This window comes from Halalkalibacter alkalisediminis (assembly GCF_028610705.1).
Classification (GTDB): Bacteria; Bacillota; Bacilli; order Bacillales; family Bacillaceae_D; genus Halalkalibacter; species Halalkalibacter alkalisediminis.
This window is the reverse complement of record NZ_JAQQWT010000004.1, coordinates 319,829-337,430: the sequence shown is the minus strand read 5'-3', so window position 1 is coordinate 337,430 and position 17,602 is coordinate 319,829. Positions and strand designations below refer to the sequence as shown.

The 17,602-nt window shown below is 36.0% G+C and carries 14 protein-coding genes; 11 read left to right on the top strand and 3 right to left on the bottom strand.

Annotation, left to right across the window (positions count from 1 at the left end):
- Positions 1-41: 41 nt before the first annotated feature.
- Positions 42-806: an SGNH/GDSL hydrolase family protein gene (locus PQ474_RS08805; protein WP_273842049.1), complete on the bottom strand. Its 765-nt coding sequence runs from the start codon at positions 804-806 to the stop codon at positions 42-44.
- 288 nt (positions 807-1,094) lie between these two features.
- Here PQ474_RS08805 and PQ474_RS08800 point away from each other — a divergent pair, with 288 nt between their 5' ends.
- The 4 genes from PQ474_RS08800 to PQ474_RS08785 all read left to right on the top strand — a co-directional run bounded on the left by PQ474_RS08800 (position 1,095) and on the right by PQ474_RS08785 (position 5,003).
- A complete protein-coding gene (locus tag PQ474_RS08800) occupies positions 1,095-1,991 on the top strand; it encodes an LCP family glycopolymer transferase (protein ID WP_273842048.1) in 897 nt (298 codons plus the stop codon).
- A gap of 79 nt (positions 1,992-2,070) precedes the next feature.
- Positions 2,071-2,748 carry a (d)CMP kinase gene (gene cmk, locus PQ474_RS08795; RefSeq protein WP_273842046.1) on the top strand — a complete coding sequence of 226 codons (678 nt, stop codon included), beginning with the start codon at positions 2,071-2,073 and terminating at the stop codon, positions 2,746-2,748.
- 557 nt (positions 2,749-3,305) lie between these two features.
- A complete protein-coding gene (locus PQ474_RS08790) occupies positions 3,306-3,794 on the top strand; it encodes a hypothetical protein (RefSeq protein WP_273842045.1) in 489 nt (162 codons plus the stop codon).
- A 186-nt stretch (positions 3,795-3,980) separates the two neighbouring features.
- Complete coding sequence (locus PQ474_RS08785; protein WP_273842043.1) at positions 3,981-5,003, top strand: NAD(P)H-dependent glycerol-3-phosphate dehydrogenase; 1,023 nt, start codon at positions 3,981-3,983, stop codon at positions 5,001-5,003.
- 46 nt (positions 5,004-5,049) lie between these two features.
- On the opposite strand, the gene PQ474_RS08780 is transcribed toward PQ474_RS08785, so the two are convergent.
- On the bottom strand, positions 5,050-5,826 hold the full coding sequence (locus PQ474_RS08780; protein ID WP_273842039.1) for an SGNH/GDSL hydrolase family protein: 777 nt from the start codon (positions 5,824-5,826) through the stop codon (positions 5,050-5,052).
- Between the two features lie 35 nt (positions 5,827-5,861).
- Positions 5,862-7,847: an InlB B-repeat-containing protein gene (locus PQ474_RS08775; protein ID WP_273842038.1), complete on the bottom strand. Its 1,986-nt coding sequence runs from the start codon at positions 7,845-7,847 to the stop codon at positions 5,862-5,864.
- A gap of 242 nt (positions 7,848-8,089) precedes the next feature.
- Between PQ474_RS08775 and PQ474_RS08770 the strand changes: the two genes are divergently transcribed.
- From PQ474_RS08770 to PQ474_RS08740, 7 genes are all read left to right on the top strand, one after another.
- Positions 8,090-8,377 carry a hypothetical protein gene (locus tag PQ474_RS08770; RefSeq protein ID WP_273842035.1) on the top strand — a complete coding sequence of 96 codons (288 nt, stop codon included), beginning with the start codon at positions 8,090-8,092 and terminating at the stop codon, positions 8,375-8,377.
- 267 nt (positions 8,378-8,644) lie between these two features.
- The gene (gene galU, locus PQ474_RS08765; protein ID WP_273842034.1) at positions 8,645-9,532 is read left to right on the top strand and encodes a UTP--glucose-1-phosphate uridylyltransferase GalU; all 888 of its coding nucleotides are present in this window, start codon (positions 8,645-8,647) and stop codon (positions 9,530-9,532) included.
- Between the two features lie 69 nt (positions 9,533-9,601).
- On the top strand, positions 9,602-12,601 hold the full coding sequence (locus tag PQ474_RS08760) for a CDP-glycerol glycerophosphotransferase family protein (RefSeq protein ID WP_273842031.1): 3,000 nt from the start codon (positions 9,602-9,604) through the stop codon (positions 12,599-12,601).
- A 213-nt stretch (positions 12,602-12,814) separates the two neighbouring features.
- Positions 12,815-13,852 carry a glycosyltransferase family 2 protein gene (locus PQ474_RS08755; protein ID WP_273842029.1) on the top strand — a complete coding sequence of 346 codons (1,038 nt, stop codon included), beginning with the start codon at positions 12,815-12,817 and terminating at the stop codon, positions 13,850-13,852.
- Between the two features lie 12 nt (positions 13,853-13,864).
- Entirely contained in the window at positions 13,865-14,632 is a 768-nt protein-coding gene (locus tag PQ474_RS08750; RefSeq protein ID WP_273842027.1) for an ABC transporter permease, read from the top strand.
- Position 14,633: 1 nt separating this feature from the next.
- Positions 14,634-15,353, top strand: coding sequence for an ABC transporter ATP-binding protein (locus PQ474_RS08745; RefSeq protein WP_273842025.1), 720 nt, complete (start codon positions 14,634-14,636; stop codon positions 15,351-15,353).
- Between the two features lie 40 nt (positions 15,354-15,393).
- Positions 15,394-17,589, top strand: coding sequence for a bifunctional glycosyltransferase/CDP-glycerol:glycerophosphate glycerophosphotransferase (locus PQ474_RS08740; RefSeq protein WP_273842023.1), 2,196 nt, complete (start codon positions 15,394-15,396; stop codon positions 17,587-17,589).
- The last annotated feature ends 13 nt before the right edge of the window (positions 17,590-17,602 follow it).

The window sequence follows — 17,602 nt, the reverse complement described above, 5'->3', positions numbered from 1 at the left end:
ATCTCAACAGATGACGGCGTTGTTAATTAAATAATGAATATTCATTTTATCAAATAGTCCCTCATAAATTCTGCCAAAAGCTCGTGACCTTTTTTATTAGGTTTATTGTTTTGTATATAGGTTTCAATTTTTTTGTCATCTTGTGATGGCCAGGAGTTCCAATGGTCGGCATAGGTATAGTTGTGATCTAGTAACGCCGTTTTTAAGTCTTGAACATATTCTTGGAACTCATCGTCATCAGGGATGGGGCTTGTAGGCATAAAGATGATTTTTGTATCAGGCAATTCTTTTTGAAGTTTCTTCATTATTTTATCTATATGATTAATCGAGTCCTTAAAAGAGACTTGATTGAAATCATTATGAATAAAGGGCTCAACTACTAGAAGGTCAGGTTTGCTATTGATGACTGTTTCGAGGTATCTTGCCTCTAATACAACCTCTGATGTTGCTTTATCGACATCTACGACAGTTAAAAGGAAGTCATGTTCAGGTAGTAATGGTTGTAAATCAGCTGCTAATAACTTAGGCCAGGACTCTGCATATTTAACGCTTGATAGGGAAGAAGAGCCTAAAACGGTCAGTGAGATCTCATCCTTTTCATTTTTCTTCTTGATAAGATCTTCTATCAAACCACCTACCTTTTGTTGGTTGTCTGTCTGCCTTGTCTCATTGTCAGACTCATCTGACGTCAAAGCAGTCTGTGCTTCTACTACAGTGGAGGCTATTTTGCTCTGATAGTGACCATACCCAACGATAATGGCTGCTACACTAACGATAATGGTTGAATAATATAAGATATTTTTCACGTTCACATCTCCTTATTTTTTTACATAATCTAGTAATTTGACTATGTTAACTATAACAAGCTAGATGTGTGAAGTAAGACGAAGTGTGTCTACATAATCGTTGTTTTTTTAAAGGAATTTAGCGAAATTGATCTAATGTAGGGTTTCGGAACGTCATTGCCATAGGGATTACGTTTACAGGCACTCCAGTAATTAACAAGTAGTTTGAATAAATTTATCTTGTCTGAAAATAGTCCTTTCTATATAATATTCTAGAAATCTATAATTTAAGTAGAGATGAGGCAAGACATGAATAAGAAAAAGGTTTTAATTACACTTGGTATCGCAATTGGAGTGGTGTTTTTAACCGTTGTTGCTTATGCCTTTTATATGTATAAATCAGTATCAGACACAGTCACAGAAATGCACGAACCCTTCGAACCTTCAAGAGATATCGATTTATCCAGTCAAGAACCTATTTCATTTTTGATAGCTGGTGTGGATTCTACCGGTGATACCCATGCGGGTCGTTCAGATACGATTATTGTCATGACGGTGAACCCGAATCAGCAGTCCATTAAGATGTTAAGCATTCCTCGTGATACTCGTACTGAGATCATTGGTAGAGGAATTCAAGATAAAATTAACCATGCTTATGCGTTTGGTGGAGTTCAGATGACCGCTGATACGGTCTCTACCTTTTTAGATATTCCCATTGATCATTACATCAGCATCAATATGGAAGGAATGAAAGGTCTTGTTGATGCATTGGGCGGAGTAAAGGTAGAGAATGCGTTTGCTTTTTCTGCACAAGGCTTTCATTTTGCTGAAGGGGATATATTCTTAAATGGTGAAGAGGCACTTGCTTATTCACGTATGAGAAAGCAAGATCCTAGAGGCGATTTTGGCCGAAATGATCGACAACGTCAAATTGTTGAGGCTGTTATACAAGAAGCCGCTAATTTTGGTTCGATCACAAAAGCAGGTAGTGTTCTAAGTGTTGTAGGGAATTCTGTTCGTACGGATATGACACTAGATTCCATGTGGAAGCTTCAGTCCAATTACCGAGATGCCCGTCATACGGTCGAGCAAATGGAGATTAAAGGAAATAACGCAACGATAAATGGAATTTACTATTTGCAAATTCCTGATGATGAATTGAACCGTGTGCGCACAGAGCTTCGAACTCATATGGAAATTGAATAATTCACAAGGAGACGTCTCATATAGGGAGTAATAAAGCTTATATGAGGCTTCTTTTTTGTCAGGAAAAGGGGTTAAAGGAATGAATCACTCATTGAACATAGCCATTGACGGTCCAGCGGGTGCAGGGAAGAGTACCGTGGCCAAAATAGTAGCGGAGCGTCTTTCTTACTTGTATATTGATACGGGTGCTATGTATCGAACATTGGCTTATGCAGCATTAACAGAAAACGTCGATGTAAATGATGGCGATGCTTTGAAGGCCTTGCTTGATCATGTAACCATTGAATTGGTAAACGATGAGAGTGGATTAAAGGTGTTGCTAAATGGTCATGACATCTCTGAAGAAATCAGAACGATTGAAGTAAGCAAACAGGTCCCTCTTGTAGCCAGTCATGAGCTAGTTCGAGTTGAAATGGTGGAACGTCAACGACAGTTAGCAGCAAAGGGTCAAACCGTTTTAGATGGACGCGATATTGGGACGCATGTATTACCAGACGCGAAAGTGAAAGTGTTCTTAACGGCTTCTGTAGAAATTCGGGCAAAGCGACGTCATGAGGAGCTTTTGAAAAAGGGTTATTCTTCTGATTTAGAAGAGTTAAAGAAGGATATTGCTAAGCGTGATGAGATAGACTCAACGCGTGCCTTTGCTCCTCTTCGCAAGGCAAGTCATGCGATAGAAATTAATACAAGTTTGTTATCAATTGATGAAGTTGTAGATGCGATTATTGATCTTGTGGAAGACTCTGTTCTTACTTAAGTAAAGAAAGTAGTAGCTGTTATCAAAAGCTAATGCACGGTTTACTAGTGTTAATGCTTTAATTGTTTTAGAGAAAATAATGTTCACAAACGACTGTTAGATGATTGACACTTTATATTAAACCTATGGCAGCGCCGACCCAATGACAAGAAGATGAATACGTATTGTTATTTTGTAGAAAGGCAATCCAATTCAAGCACTTATTAAAGAGATAACCTTTTTGATCAACTCGATTGATAAGTTTGAACAACTTCCAAAATAACGTGAACACTAGTCTCACTCCTTTTTTGACTTAGTGTTCGTCTAATTTTAATTATTATTCATGAAAAAGGGATTGATTTTTTAAAAATCCCTCTTTCTAGTGCTCCGTGCGATCAACTAGGTCACTAGACTCAATTGGTGAAGGAGTTATAGAGGTAGATTTGTTTAAAAAGAAAAAATGTCTAAGAGGCAATTGGAAATTGTTGTTGTATGAATGATTTTTTTGTCGAGATATGGTAACCTGTATTAAAAGAGGCTCATGATAAGCTTATAAGTCTTAAATTAGGGGGAACAAAATGAAAGTAATTTTAGTGACTGTACTTGCTTCTGTCGTTTTTATCTTCGGTTTTAGTCAATTCTCGTCAGGAAACGATGTTGATACTTCTGAAGAAGTTGAGATTGTTGAAGAAGTGATTTCAGATGAAGAACTTAAGGCAAAAGAAGAAGCAGAAGGTAATGTTGAAGCAGCGGAAGAAGCAGAAGAACTAGTTGAAGAGGAACCAGCTGAAGCGGAAGAAACAGTAGCGGAAGAAGCAATTGTAGAGGCTACTGAAGAGCCTAAACCTGAGAACCTAACGGACGAAGAAAAGGCCGTTCAGAGATTAAAAGAGTATTTGGAAATTGAAAATGATGAGGAAATTCATATTGAAATAGATCACGAAGAAAATGGTAAGTACTATATTCAAGTTTTTGATATTGAGATTGTTGATGGTGTAGGACACACTGTTACAAGAGGTTGGTACATCGTTGATAAAGAAACAGGTGAAGTTGAATCAGTGCTTTAATGAACTAAGGGTAGCTTATGTATTTAATCTAAGGTTGTTACAGTAAAAGTCGGGTACTATACACCGATTTATTGTATGAAACAGAGGTTAAATGCAGTGAGTTACCCTTGTTTATATTTTAGAACGAATTACTTTACAAGACGAACTTTGATGACAGATTGGCTTGTACGTATTAGGAGGGAAAAGATGAATCACCATAACAAAATGGCCGTATTGGGTTCTGGTAGCTGGGGGACAGCTCTCTCCCTAGTGCTAGCAGATAATAAGATAGAGGTGAATCTCTGGGGGCATAAACAAGAGATTATAGACGAGATAAATGAAAGGCATACGAATACAACATATTTACCTAACATTACATTACCGCAACTTATTAAAGGGTATTCCGATTTGGAAAGCGCTCTTACTGAAGTAAATACAATTTTACTTGCGGTGCCTACAAAAGCAATCCGCGAAATCGTAAATATCATAAGGAATGTGGTGAACGAGCCCGTTACCATCATTCATGCTAGTAAAGGAATTGAACCAGGTACTTATAAGAGGATTTCAGAAATGATTGAAGAGGAAATGCCTAGTCACCTACTAAAAGATGTGGTCGTTTTGTCAGGACCTAGCCATGCTGAAGAAGTGAGTTTAAGACAACCAACAACTGTCACTGCAGCATCAAGTCAATTACAAGCTGCTGAATATGTTCAAACGTTATTCATGAATTCAAATTTTAGAGTTTATACGAACCTTGATGTCATTGGTGTAGAGCTTGGTGGTTCGCTTAAAAATATTATTGCGCTTGGAGCGGGTCTTAGTGATGGTCTCGGGTATGGAGACAATGCTAAAGCAGCCCTTATGACACGGGGGTTAGCGGAAATCGCGAGACTTGGTAGTGAAATGGGAGCGAACCCTTTGACTTTCTCAGGGTTAACGGGTGTAGGGGATCTAATTGTGACCTGTACAAGTAAGCACAGTAGAAACTGGCGTGCTGGACATCTCCTTGGGCAGGGGAAAAGTTTAGATGACGTGTTAAGCAACATTGGGATGATTGTTGAAGGAGTTAGGACCACTGAAGCCGTCTTTCATTTAGCTAAAAAACTAGAGGTTGAAATGCCGATTACCTCTGCGATATATGAGGTCTTATTTAATAAGAAAGACGCAAAGCTAGCAGTAGATGAACTCATGGCTAGAACTGGTAAAAGTGAGAGTGCCACTGGTTTTTAATTATATACAAAAAGCCCTCAATTTTGATAAAGGGCTTTTTGGAGTGTTATTCATGAATTAAATAATCCACTATGAAGTCAGCCCAGATTGCGTGACCTTGTGAATTAGGGCGACCGTTTTCCAAGAAGTTATTGAGGCTTTCATCAGTATAGGCAGGCCAGCTCTCCCAATGATCGGCGTAATGGAGGTTGTTTTCTCTAACGAAAGCTCCGAGGTCCTCCATTTGATTCAGATAAAAAGCCGAATTGTAAAGGGGATTGGCTGGAACAATAATGATGTCCGTATGAGGGAGCTCTCTGGATAGACGATCAAGGGTAAGTCCTAAGATATCAATGGAATCAATAGGTCTTACATGGCCAATGTCGTTTAAAAGCAGTGGCTCATACAACAGAATATCTGGTTCGGAATCGATAATTTGCTGAATCGTAGTGCCATCATGATAGAAATCCAATGAATGCATCCGACCAATCTCAATAATCGTTTCTTCCAAATGTCCATCTGGAAGAAGGGATGATAATTGATCGGTAACTAAAGCGGGCCATGATTGATCTGGATGATGACGATTAGCGATGGAGTCAGATCCAAAGAAGGTGATCTTTATGGGTGAAGCATCCTTGTGATTCCCAATAAAACCCCCAACTTCCTGAACGGCTTCTGATTCTACCGGCTTCTTATCTTCTAGCGTCTCTCCTTCATGAGCATCAGCTGCTTCTCCATTTGATTCCGCAGCCGCATCATAATAAAACTCATAGTAGGCATAGTGTCCGAACATTAAAATAATGATAAGAAATGGTGTTACAAAGTAGTAGAAAAAATTCTTCAAGTTTCATGCATTCCTTTCTGATAAGGCCGAGAGTCCTATTGACCCTCGGTGTTTTCTTGCTGCTCACTTACATCTTCCTGAGACTGAGCTTCTTTTTTAGTAAAGACGGCTATCATATTTATGTCTTTTGACATAATGATATTGAGCGAGGCGTTTTGCCCGGCAACATGACCTTCCCATCTGGAAAATTCCCAACCCTCTTTTGGAATGGCAGCTAAGGTTACAGAGGCGCCTTCAGAAAAACTTGATCCACCCGCCCCTCGTATTTCTCCTTCGCCTCTTAGCGAGGTGCTTAATGTATAAGTTGGAGTAGGGGAAGGAGCAGGAGCTGTTTCCTTCGTAAAGATTGCTTTAATCGTCTTATTTTTATCCATCGTTATGGTTGTTGAGGTAGATTGGCTAGATGAAGCCCCTTCCCAATGACTAAATGTCCAGCCAGAGGAGGCACTTGCAGTTAATGTTACCTTTGTACCACTAGAATATGTTTGATTTAAGGGACTTCTACTTATCGTCCCTTCTCCTGTTACAGAAGAGGTAAGTGTAAATCTTGTTGGTTCTTGTTTCTTTTCTTCTTTTTCATTGATCATGCTTTCATTTGGTTTCTTAGCATTCTCGATCATAGGACTCGTTTGAACCGTTAGCTCTTTAAAAATAGCTCGAACCGATTTATCTTTGTCCATAACAAGGCTAATATGTGGTGATTGACTGGCACTATCCCCTTCCCAACGATCGAAGACCCAACCATCTCTTGGCAAAGCGCTAATTTTAATGATCTCATTAGCAGAAAAGGAAGTAGCATTTGAGCTACGGACTAAGGTGCCTTCTCCTACGATGACAGTCGTAAGTTGTGAACCACTTTCTTCAAAAATGGCTCTGACCGTCATACTTCTGTCAATTGAAATGGTCTTACGCGGATCTGCCCCTTCAAGGCCTCCTTCCCAGCGCTTAAATTCCCATCCCTCTTGCGGAACTGCTTCAATAATGACCTCTGTCCCAACTGAATAAGCCTGTAAATTTGGATTTGTATAAATAATTCCTTTTCCAGAAACTTCTTTAAGTATGGTTCGGTTTTCTCCTTCGACTCGAATATCCATTTGTTCAACGAATTCTTGGTAGGAGACAAGAACCGTTTCAATGCCTTCTTCGTGTGCGATGAAGGTAGCATTCGTCGAAGGATCTAAAATTTCCAGCTCTCCAATTCCATTTTCAATTGACCAATCTGGTGCAATCATCATGGGTTGTCCATTTGCATCTAACCCCTGGACTGAAAGTTGAACCGCTTCGTTAATTGAATAATTCCGTTGTTCATCATAAGTAACCATAAACTCTTCAACGACTTGATCTAGAATATTTAGTTCTATCTCTTTTTGGAAAGAAGCAACTGTAGCCGTTATGGTTACTGTGCCAGGCGCTAACCCAGAAACGGATTGTTCCAAATGGTTGTTTGTAGATAACGTGGCTATGCCTTTGTCGCTAGAAGTCCATGCTGCTTCAAGTGGAAATTCGCGATTATGCTCATCGATCCAAACTAACGAGAGAGGTCTATCGAAACCAGTCTGGATAAATGTTCGATCAATTGCAATACTGATATTATCAGTAATTCTTTGATACTGTTCCATTACGGAAGGTTCGCTCGTTTTATCTTTCCCTTGCTCTAAAATAGTAAGAGCGGAAATCACATCTGATTGAATCATGTGGAGGTTCGAGAGATACACATAAAAGGTGGATTGTGCGGGTAACAGATTAATGCCTTCTATTAAATGATTTTCTGCTTGCTCCATTTGACCTAAGCCGACATAGCAATGGGCTAAACCAATACGAGCATCCACATTTAAAGGATCAATCTCTAAGACACGATCATATTCCTGGAGACATTGTTCAAAATCAGCTTGCTCATACCATTTTTTTGCATTTTGTAGCATGTTTGGCAAGTTGTTCGCTTGTACGCTGACAATAAATATACTAGATATAACAGCAACAATGGCTAAACTTGAATAAAAGATCATTTTACTATTCGACATTGATCAAGGCGCCCTCTCATACAGTAATCTATAATAATGGTTAATTCTACTAATTTCATTATAATTCGATCTATTTAAAAGGGGAAGGTGAAAAGCAAGATTCTTCTTATTAAATAGGCTAATTGTTTTACTCGTTTCCTTAAATAAGGTATCATGGGGAACTATAAACAGGATCAAGAAAACAATGGTGAAATGAAAGCTCCGTACAAAGGAGTCATTAGATTTTGATTCAGGAGGTTATTATGCAAGAAACGCTTATGAACTGGAAGGATCGTTTAGAGAAAGAACGAGTTGATATCTTAAATAAACAAAATATAATTGAAGAACGTTTATCCAAGAAAAAAATGATGTGGGAGATTACTCAAGAGATTGATGTAGCCAAACAAGGTCCTATCACCAAAAGTACGAAAGAGGCTTTGGCCCGAAATCAACAAGAGCTTGAAATGTTCAAACAAGAGAACGCAGCTAAGCTAGATGAGATAGCCGCGCTATTAGAAGTGGTTGAGAGGAAAATTAACAGAAACAATTAATTATTGAACTCCTTTATCAATAAATAGTGAAAAAAGACAAAGCTTTATTTTAAGCTTTGTCTTTTTTGTGTAAAAAAAAAGAAAATAATGGCGAAATTAGTTTGGATTTGTAATAGTGTGTAAGAAAAATATATGCTATGATACTAAATGTAAAAGAATTGTTAAAAAAAGATTACAAATTATTAGGTCTAATTACCCTGTTATGTCTATAAAAAACAAATCTATTAAATATAATTAGAATGACGATTTATGTGCTAGGAGGAACTTATGAATAAAGTAAAAAAGGCAATTATCCCAGCGGCAGGTTTAGGTACTAGATTTCTTCCAGCCACAAAAGCAATGCCAAAGGAAATGTTACCGATTGTAGATAAACCAACGATCCAATATATAGTAGAAGAAGCGATTGAATCTGGAATTGAAGATATCATTATTGTAACGGGAAAAGGTAAAAGAGCAATTGAGGATCATTTTGATAATGCATTTGAACTAGAGCAAAACTTAATTGAAAAAGAAAAGTTTGCTCTATTAGAAGAAGTGCAAAGGTCTACGAATTTAGTGGATATACATTATATCCGTCAAAAGGAAGCTCGTGGATTGGGTCATGCCGTTTGGTGTGCAAGAAAGTTTATCGGAAATGAACCATTTGCTGTTTTACTTGGGGATGATATTGTTGATAGTAAAGTACCGTGTCTAAAGCAGTTAATTGAACAGTATGAGAAAACATCTTCATCGGTGATTGGGGTTCAACAAGTGGCTGAGCATCAAACCAATCGATATGGAATTATCGATCCTTTGTCAAATGAAGGAAGAGCATACCAAGTACAGAATTTCGTGGAGAAGCCAACACTCGGAACAGCTCCTTCTAATTTGGCAATCATGGGTAGGTATATCCTTACACCGGAAATCTTCACCTTCTTAGGTATTCAAGAAATCGGGGCAGGTGGAGAAATTCAGCTTACTGACGCTATTCAGAAGCTAAATGAGGTTCAACCTGTTTATGCTTATGACTTTGAAGGGATAAGATATGATGTTGGGGAAAAGTTGGGATTTGTTCAGACTACAATTGAATATGCGTTAAAAAACCCTGAATTAAGACAAGAATTATTGACCTATATGGAGTCAATTATACAAAAGAACAAACTAACAAATTCTTAACTAAGAGTTTGTTAGTTTGTTTAATAGGGTGAACTTTCTTAAAATGTTTTAGGAGGTCCAAAAGAATAAATGAAAAAATTAAAAGTTCGGGGTATAAAATGGGACGGAAGCAAATTACAAATTAAGTTATTGAGAGGATCTGTGAGTCCAAAGGCGAATTTCTTTCTCAAAGAAGAAAAAAGTGCTCAAACTGCAGAGCTTAATTTTAAAATTGTAAGCCATAATGATTTTGATTTTGTTACTATTGTTAACAGAAACTTTCTTGATCTTAATAAGGGGAAGTGGCTATTACAGGTGGAAGATAAGGCACCAATTGGGAAAAGAAGGATGAGCGTTGGATTTGGTGAGAGTTCGGCTTGGGAGACAACTAAACACTTTAAGCCAATTTCCAAAGCAACTAATGCATTTTATATACCTTATCTAACAAAAAATAATCTATTTGGAATACATGTAAATAGTAAATTTGAACTGGAACGATCGGCATTAGATAATATTAATCTAGAACGAGATATTGTAAATGTAAAAACTACAAAAAATACTATTAATTTTCAAATCGGACGGCCGATAAAAGATTCTTCTGAAGAAGCATATGTGATTTTTAAAAGTGGGAAACAAAAAATAAAAATACCTACAAGAGTATCGGAAAATGGAAAAGAATTTGTTGTTAATAAGAGTGAATTAGATCAATTAAAGCTAGAGAAAAAATGGACGATGAGACTTTTTGTAGTAAAAGGCATTTTATTAGAAGTCTATACCCTTTATGATAAATCAGTAAATAATATTGTCTCAAAAGTTTATAATGGCTACAGTTTAGAAATGGTGAAAAATGGTCAATTCTCTGTAATGTTAACAAAGAATAATTCCAAAAAAAGAAGTAATGTAGATTTCGAAGGGCAGTTAAATGCTGATAATTATAAACTACAAAAAAATATGATTAGTTTTGATCTGAGCCAGGGATTATTTAATCCTTCTAATAGTCTGAAATTTTTCTTATTAAGAAGAAAACAAAAAGAGAAATTCTACTTGGATTATATAGTTAATTCTTTTAAAAACTTTAACAGAATAAATATTCCTATTAAACAATTTCTTAATAAAGATGTAAATAGTGGTAGATGGGATTTATTTATTGAAATTGACCATGGTGGGTTAAAAGAAGTTCGAAGACTAGGTAGCTACAATGAATATTTCCCAACAAATAACGAAAGGTTTGTTGGGAAAGTACCAATAGATGAAGGCATGGTGTTAGCTCCCTACATCACAATGGATAATGAATTTTCTTTCTATGTAGCTTCGGAAGAGAATTTCTTGAAGGAGAAATATCCTGCCCATGTTTCCTTGGTAGGTTTGACAATGAGTCGTGAAGGTATCTTGAAAGTAAAAGCATCTTTAGAGGTGCCAGAAACTAAAAATTTTGCGATTGAAGGAATTACATTAAGGCTTAGAGGGAACGATGAAAAGTTTCATTTTCCTATACTAAAAGAAAAGATCGTAAATAATTGTAAAAAAGAAGTAACCGTTGAAATAAATCTTACTCAGCTACCTTTTCAACAATTTTATTGGGATTTCTATCTCACGATCATGCTTGATGGTGGTATAAAACGACAAGTAAGGATTGCTAATGATAACTACTTTATCCGAAAAAAATTAAAACACAATATGTTTAAATATACAATAAATATGGATGATGGCTATATGATTTATCCCTACATTACAGTAGGCGGGGGATTAAGCCTAACTTATCGTCTGAGAGGAGAGTACGAGACAACCAAGGATAAGTTTAAGGAATACTTAGCGTATGCTATTTATTGTATTACGTTCTGGTTATATTTATGGAAGCCAATCTGGTTAATTCATGAGAAATATTCTGAAACTGCTCAAGATAACAGTTTCTATTTCTTTAAGTATTGTTATGAAAACCATCCTAAAGATAGAATTTATTATGTGATAAAAAAAGGTTCAAAGGATGAAAATAATTTAGCGCCTTATATTGATAGGGTGGTTTACTTCATGAGTATTAAGCATCTTCTATTATTACTTGCTTCAAAAGTTATTGTATCTTCAGAAGCAAAAGGACATGGGTATGCATGGAGAGTTTCTAGAGGGATTATTCGTGATTATGTCAACAGTAAAAGATTTGTATTTCTTCAGCATGGTGTTCTTGGATTGAAGAAAGTTGATAATACGTTTAATTTCAATACGGCTAATTCAGCTGAATTGTTTGTGGTTTCCTCAGATTTTGAGAAGGGAATTGTGAAAGAATATTTTGGTTATCCGGAGAAAAATGTCATTGTAACCGGACTTTCAAGATGGGATGTTCTAGAGGATAAATCAATTACCTATTCGTCGGCTAGTAATAAAAAAGAAATTTTCTTTATGCCTACATGGAGAAATTGGTTAGAAGAGGTAGAGGACTCAGAGTTTATTAAGTCAGACTACTTTGAAGCATATAATTCTCTTTTAAATTCTAACAAACTAGTAAAAGTGTTAGATGAAAATAATGTGAGATTAAATTTTTATGTCCATCCTAAGTTTATGCCTTATGTAACTAACTTTACAAGTTCAAATGAACATATAAAAATTATGCAATTTGGTGATGAAAAGGTAAATGAGTTAATCATGCGCTCTAACCTTTTAATTACAGATTACTCGAGTGTAGCTTGGGAGATGTTTTATCTTAAGAAACCAATTCTCTTTTATCAATTCGATTTAAAGAAGTACATGGAGAATCAAGGAAGTTATATGGATTTAGAGAAGGACTTATTTGGAGAAGTAGGTTATAATCCAACAGATTTAATAGAGTTGATTCAAAATTATATTGAAAATGATTTTGAAGAAAAACAAGAATTCACCAAATTGCGTGGAGAATACTTTAACTACGTGGATCAAATTAACAGTGAAAGAATCTACAAAAAAATCAAAACTAAAGATAATGAAGAGCTTCGTAGATATAGAGTTTTTAGAGGTTTAGAAAATAGTGATCTTGTAAAATCGTTATGGCGAAAGTATAAAAGATATGGAATAGTTAATCGTCTTGGAGCAAGAATCCTTTCGACTTTTAAGTCTATATAAGTTCTATTTGTAGGTAGGGTTCCGTTTTCTAGAATTGGTTAGAATCTAGAAATACCCTACCTTTTTGTGTATTATGATAAATTTCCTATTGTGCTTATATAAAGCATGTTCTATTTACTTCGATTTTTTTTTAGGTTACTATAATGTATGGTTATTTAATTAGTTCTTATAAAAACTGCAGATGATTCTGCTTTTAATAGTGAGCGATTATTAATGAATAAAAATAAAATCTTATTTACCGTTTTGCTTGTACTAAGAAACGAAGAAAAGTATATTGGACGCTTAATAGATACGCTATTAAGCCAAGATTTCCCTATAGAAAATTATGAGTTAATTATTGTTGATGGACTTTCAACAGATCGGACATTGGCTATAGTAGAGAAATATCAAAAAGAATATCCCGGATTTATCCGGGTAATTACGAATGAGAGAAAGACGTTACCCCCTGGTTGGAACTTAGGAATCCGTGCTGCTAAGGGGGATTATGTGTTGCGTATTGATGGTCACACGGAGGTACCTAGTGATTTTTTAACTAATAATTGGGAAACAATAAAGAAACAACCGGATGCTGCGTGTGTAGGTGGAATTATTATCTCAAAGGGACGAGGATTTCAAGGAAGTATCAATGAATATGTGTATTCCCATCCATTCGGTGTAGGGAGTTCGAAATTTAGAACTTTAACTGAGGATTGGGAAGGATTTGTTGAGACTGTCCCATACGGTGCCTATAAGAAAGAAATATTTGAAGAAATTGGCTACTTTAATGAAGATTTAAAAAGAAATGAAGATATTGAATTTCATAAACGTGTATACAATTATGGAGGACAATTTTTTCTATCAACCAAGATTAGATCAACTTATTATGTGCGTGACTCACTCAAAGGTTTAATAAATAAGTCTTTAGGGGATGGAACTTGGTCTATGATTGCGAATCAGGTTACACCAGGTTCTCTGAGTATTTATAAAAAAGCTCCACTTTATGCGTTTTTGATCGGGACGGCTCTTTTTCTGGGTGCTTTTCTGCACTCTGTCTTTTTCTGGTTATTCATGTTAGCTCTACTTTCATATACACTGCTTAATGGTATCGTTAGTTTTAAATTTGCTAGGGAGAAGGGATTGCCATTCTTCTTTCCTTGTTTCATTGCTTTCTTTTGTATGCATTTTTTTAGAGGGCTGGGTTCTTTTCTTGCTTATTTCAAAGCAGAATATTGGATTTATAAAAAACAGTCAATGTCAAAAAAAACGAAGTAAGGTTGAGATCTTATGTTTGAAATATATAAATACAGACAGCTGCTTTCCTTCCTAGTAAGAAAAGAGCTGAAAATAAAATATCGAAACACCATGCTTGGCTATTTTTGGTCGTTACTTGAACCACTTGGCTTAATGATCATTTATACCATTGTGTTCTCCATTATATTAAGATTTGGTATTGAGAACTATTCATTATTCTTACTTTCTGGACTGATTCCATGGATGTTTGTAAATCACTCTGTTCTTAGGGGAACGAAATCATTAACGTCAAATTCGTCTTTACTAAAGAAAGTGTATTTTCCAAGACAAATCTTTCCTTTAACAACCATTTTGACGAATTTAGTTAACTTAGGTATTTCATTATTACTAGTCGCTGCCTATTCTTATTATCTCGGAGTGGGGATATCATTAGCAGGATTTTTCATCCTACCAGTGGCGATTGTCTTACAATTTATTCTTGTATTAAGCATTGTTTTACTGCTCTCAAGTATTAATGTTTACTATCGTGATATTGAATTTATCAGTACGCTTGGAATAAGAGGGTGGATGTATTTATCCCCCATTTTATACCCAATCTCGGAAATACCTGAGCAGTATTTAAGTTTGTATATGTTAAATCCAATGGCTACCATTATTTCCCTTTACCACTTTGTTTTTTACGGAGGGGATTTAATTCCTGTGGCCTCAATCGTATATAGTGCATTATTTTCAATTTTGCTTTTACTTTTTTGCTGGCAAATATTTAATAAGTTGAGCAAAAATATTGGGGAAGTGATTTAATTTGAATGCCATTGATGTAAATAACGTTTTTAAGGTTTTTAAAAAACCATATGACAAGACGCTAAAAGGAAAGCTCATGTCGTTTATGCGCCGTGAAAAATTACATGAGAAGTATTTAGCGTTAAATAATGTTTCCTTTTCCGTTAAACCTGGCGAAGGATATGCCATCATCGGGAAGAATGGAGCGGGGAAGAGTACTTTGTTTAAAGTCATTTCAGGTGTTATCTCTCCTGATAAAGGGGAGATTCAATTAAATGGTTCTATTATGCCACTTATTGAACTGAGCGCGGGTCTAAGTAGAGATCTTTCAGGGCGTGAAAATATAAAATTGAACTGTGCGATTTATGGTTTAAACAAAGAGAAGATCAAGGAAGTCCTTCCTAAGATCATTGAATTTGCTGAATTAGAGGAAAATATTGATATGCCAATCAAATTTTACTCTTCCGGAATGAAAGCACGTTTAGGTTTTTCCATTGCGGTTCACATTGAAACGGATATTATTCTAGTCGATGAAGTTCTTGCAGTAGGAGATAAGGATTTTAAAGAAAAATGCTATAAAAAAATTATTGAATTAAAGAAACAAGGGAAAACCATTGTCATTGTCTCACATAGCTTAAAACCATTAAAGCGAATTTGCGATAGAGCCCTCATTTTAAAAAGGGGTGAAGTTCAAGCGGTTGGTGAGATTAATGAAATGATCGACCTATATGAATCGATGTAATTTTCGTTAAGTAAAACAGATTCCCTAGAGGTGTAAAGGTATGAGTAAAGTAAGTGTTATTATCCCTGTTTACAATAAAGAGGAATATCTAGAGAGGTGTTTAGAATCTCTCTTGAATCAAACATATACAAATTTCGAAGCTATCATTATCAATGATAGCTCTTCCGACGATAGTGAGGAAATGATTGAAAAGTTTGCTAATAGAAACTCAAAGCTGAATGTTTACAACTTTGAGGAAAATAAAGGTGCAGCTGCGGCACGTAATTTCGGTGTGAGCCAAGCAACAGGTGACTTCCTATATTTTCTTGATGCGGATGATCATATCGCTCCCTATACACTTGAGGTTTTTGTGAATCATATTGGTGAGCACCCCTTATTAGTTGGTCCTATCTCTAAAGCAACAACGGTTATACAAGATCATTATCTAGTCGATGATGAGGATAGTGAGGACGACCAAGAAACGGAAGAATCCAATGATACTCAAATTAATGTTTATCAATATCGAGGAGCCAAGAAGAAGAAAGCTCTTAGAAGAAAAGCGATTGTGAATATTTTATGGAATCATGATTTTGTAAAGCAGCATCAATTAACATTTGATGAGCACCTTACTTATTACTCAGATCTATCCTTTACACTAGGTGCTATTGGCGTAGTAGAGTCGGTAGCAGCGATCAGGGTACCTACTTACATTAGAGGCGAATGTTATGATCCTATTGATCATCCGAGTCTGAGGCAAAATCCAATCTCAGCGAAAATTCCGGATTTCTTAATGGCCTATCAACGTTTAAAAGAGCAATTTGGAAAGTGTGACGGCCATATAGATAAATATCTAGATAAAGACTTTTTAAGGTTTTATCATAGAAGCATTACGAACACGATTATCAAAGACGAGGAATATCTGTCGATTTGGTTTGAGGAATTAAGGAAGTCGGCTCAGTTGGTTGACCCGAAAACTCGAAGAAATAGTGGCTTCTTTACAAGTCGTGAAATGAAGACGTTACTCGAGGACGATGAGAGTAAATTATTAAAGAAAATCCGAATTCGTCATCAGTATAAACGCGTGAGAACAGCGTTTTCAGGCAGACAAGCTTTATACAAAGAACTATACCGGTCTGTTTTCTTGAAGCGTCCTCTTAAAGAAGAGCGTATTATTTTTGAGAGCTTTGCTGGTAAAAGTTATTCAGATAACCCTCGTGCGATTTATGAGGAAATGCTCCAGGATGACAACTCGTATGAGTATATTTGGATCATGAATGATCCTTCTAAACGTATTCCAGGAAACGCCAAAAAGGTGAAACGTTTAAGTCTTCGTTACTTCTATTTTTTAGCAACGTCTAAGTACTGGGTCATTAACGCGAGAATGCCGGGATACATGACCAAAAGACCAGAAACGGTTTATTTACAAACATGGCATGGGACGCCTTTAAAAAAGCTGGCGCATGATATGAAGGAAGTTAGAATGCCTGGGACGACCACGGAAAAATATAAAAAGAATTTTTATTTAGAGGCGCAAAAGTGGGATTACTTAGTCTCTCCGAATGATTATTCAACTGAAATTTTCAAACGTGCCTTTAAATTTCATAAAACGATGTTAGATGTCGGGTATCCCCGTAACGATGTTCTTTATAAAAAGAATAACGAAGAAAATATAGCTCAAATTAAGAAAAAGATCGGTTTACCAAATGACAAAAAAGTCATCTTATATGCACCCACTTGGAGAGATGATGAGTTCTACAAAAAAGGCCAATATAAATTTGATTTGAAGCTGGACTTAGAGGATATGAAGAACCGACTTGGTGAAGAATATGTATTAGTTCTTCGAATGCATTATCTCATCGCAGATTCCATTAATACAGAAGGTGCAGAAGGATTTGTCTACAATCTCTCAAGCTATGATGACATTGCAGAATTGTATCTTGCTTCAGATCTTTTAATCACTGATTATTCATCTGTTTTCTTTGATTATGCGAACTTACGTAGACCGATTTTATTCTTTACGTATGACATAGATAAATATCGTGATACGTTAAGAGGGTTTTATTTTAACTTTGAAGAGGTGGCACCTGGACCGATTTTAATGGAGTCATCAGAAGTGATTGATACGATCGAGAACATCAATCAAGTCGAAGGCGAATACGAGGAAAAGTTTGAAGCTTTTTATGAACGTTTCTGTAGTCTTGATAATGGAACGGCTTCTAGACAAATTATTAAAAGAGTGTTTAATGGTGAAAAATAGAATGATGTAAAGG

What these genes read in the sequence shown, in the direction of transcription:
- PQ474_RS08800 (WP_273842048.1), top strand. Translation starts at nt 1,095, where the DNA reads ATGAATAAGAAAAAGGTTTTAATTACACTTGGTATCGCAATTGGAGTG.
- cmk (WP_273842046.1), top strand. Translation starts at nt 2,071, where the DNA reads ATGAATCACTCATTGAACATAGCCATTGACGGTCCAGCGGGTGCAGGG.
- PQ474_RS08790 (WP_273842045.1), top strand. Translation starts at nt 3,306, where the DNA reads ATGAAAGTAATTTTAGTGACTGTACTTGCTTCTGTCGTTTTTATCTTC.
- PQ474_RS08785 (WP_273842043.1), top strand. Translation starts at nt 3,981, where the DNA reads ATGAATCACCATAACAAAATGGCCGTATTGGGTTCTGGTAGCTGGGGG.
- PQ474_RS08775 (WP_273842038.1), bottom strand. Translation starts at nt 7,847, where the DNA reads ATGTCGAATAGTAAAATGATCTTTTATTCAAGTTTAGCCATTGTTGCT.
- PQ474_RS08770 (WP_273842035.1), top strand. Translation starts at nt 8,090, where the DNA reads ATGCAAGAAACGCTTATGAACTGGAAGGATCGTTTAGAGAAAGAACGA.
- galU (WP_273842034.1), top strand. Translation starts at nt 8,645, where the DNA reads ATGAATAAAGTAAAAAAGGCAATTATCCCAGCGGCAGGTTTAGGTACT.
- PQ474_RS08760 (WP_273842031.1), top strand. Translation starts at nt 9,602, where the DNA reads ATGAAAAAATTAAAAGTTCGGGGTATAAAATGGGACGGAAGCAAATTA.
- PQ474_RS08755 (WP_273842029.1), top strand. Translation starts at nt 12,815, where the DNA reads ATGAATAAAAATAAAATCTTATTTACCGTTTTGCTTGTACTAAGAAAC.
- PQ474_RS08750 (WP_273842027.1), top strand. Translation starts at nt 13,865, where the DNA reads ATGTTTGAAATATATAAATACAGACAGCTGCTTTCCTTCCTAGTAAGA.
- PQ474_RS08740 (WP_273842023.1), top strand. Translation starts at nt 15,394, where the DNA reads ATGAGTAAAGTAAGTGTTATTATCCCTGTTTACAATAAAGAGGAATAT.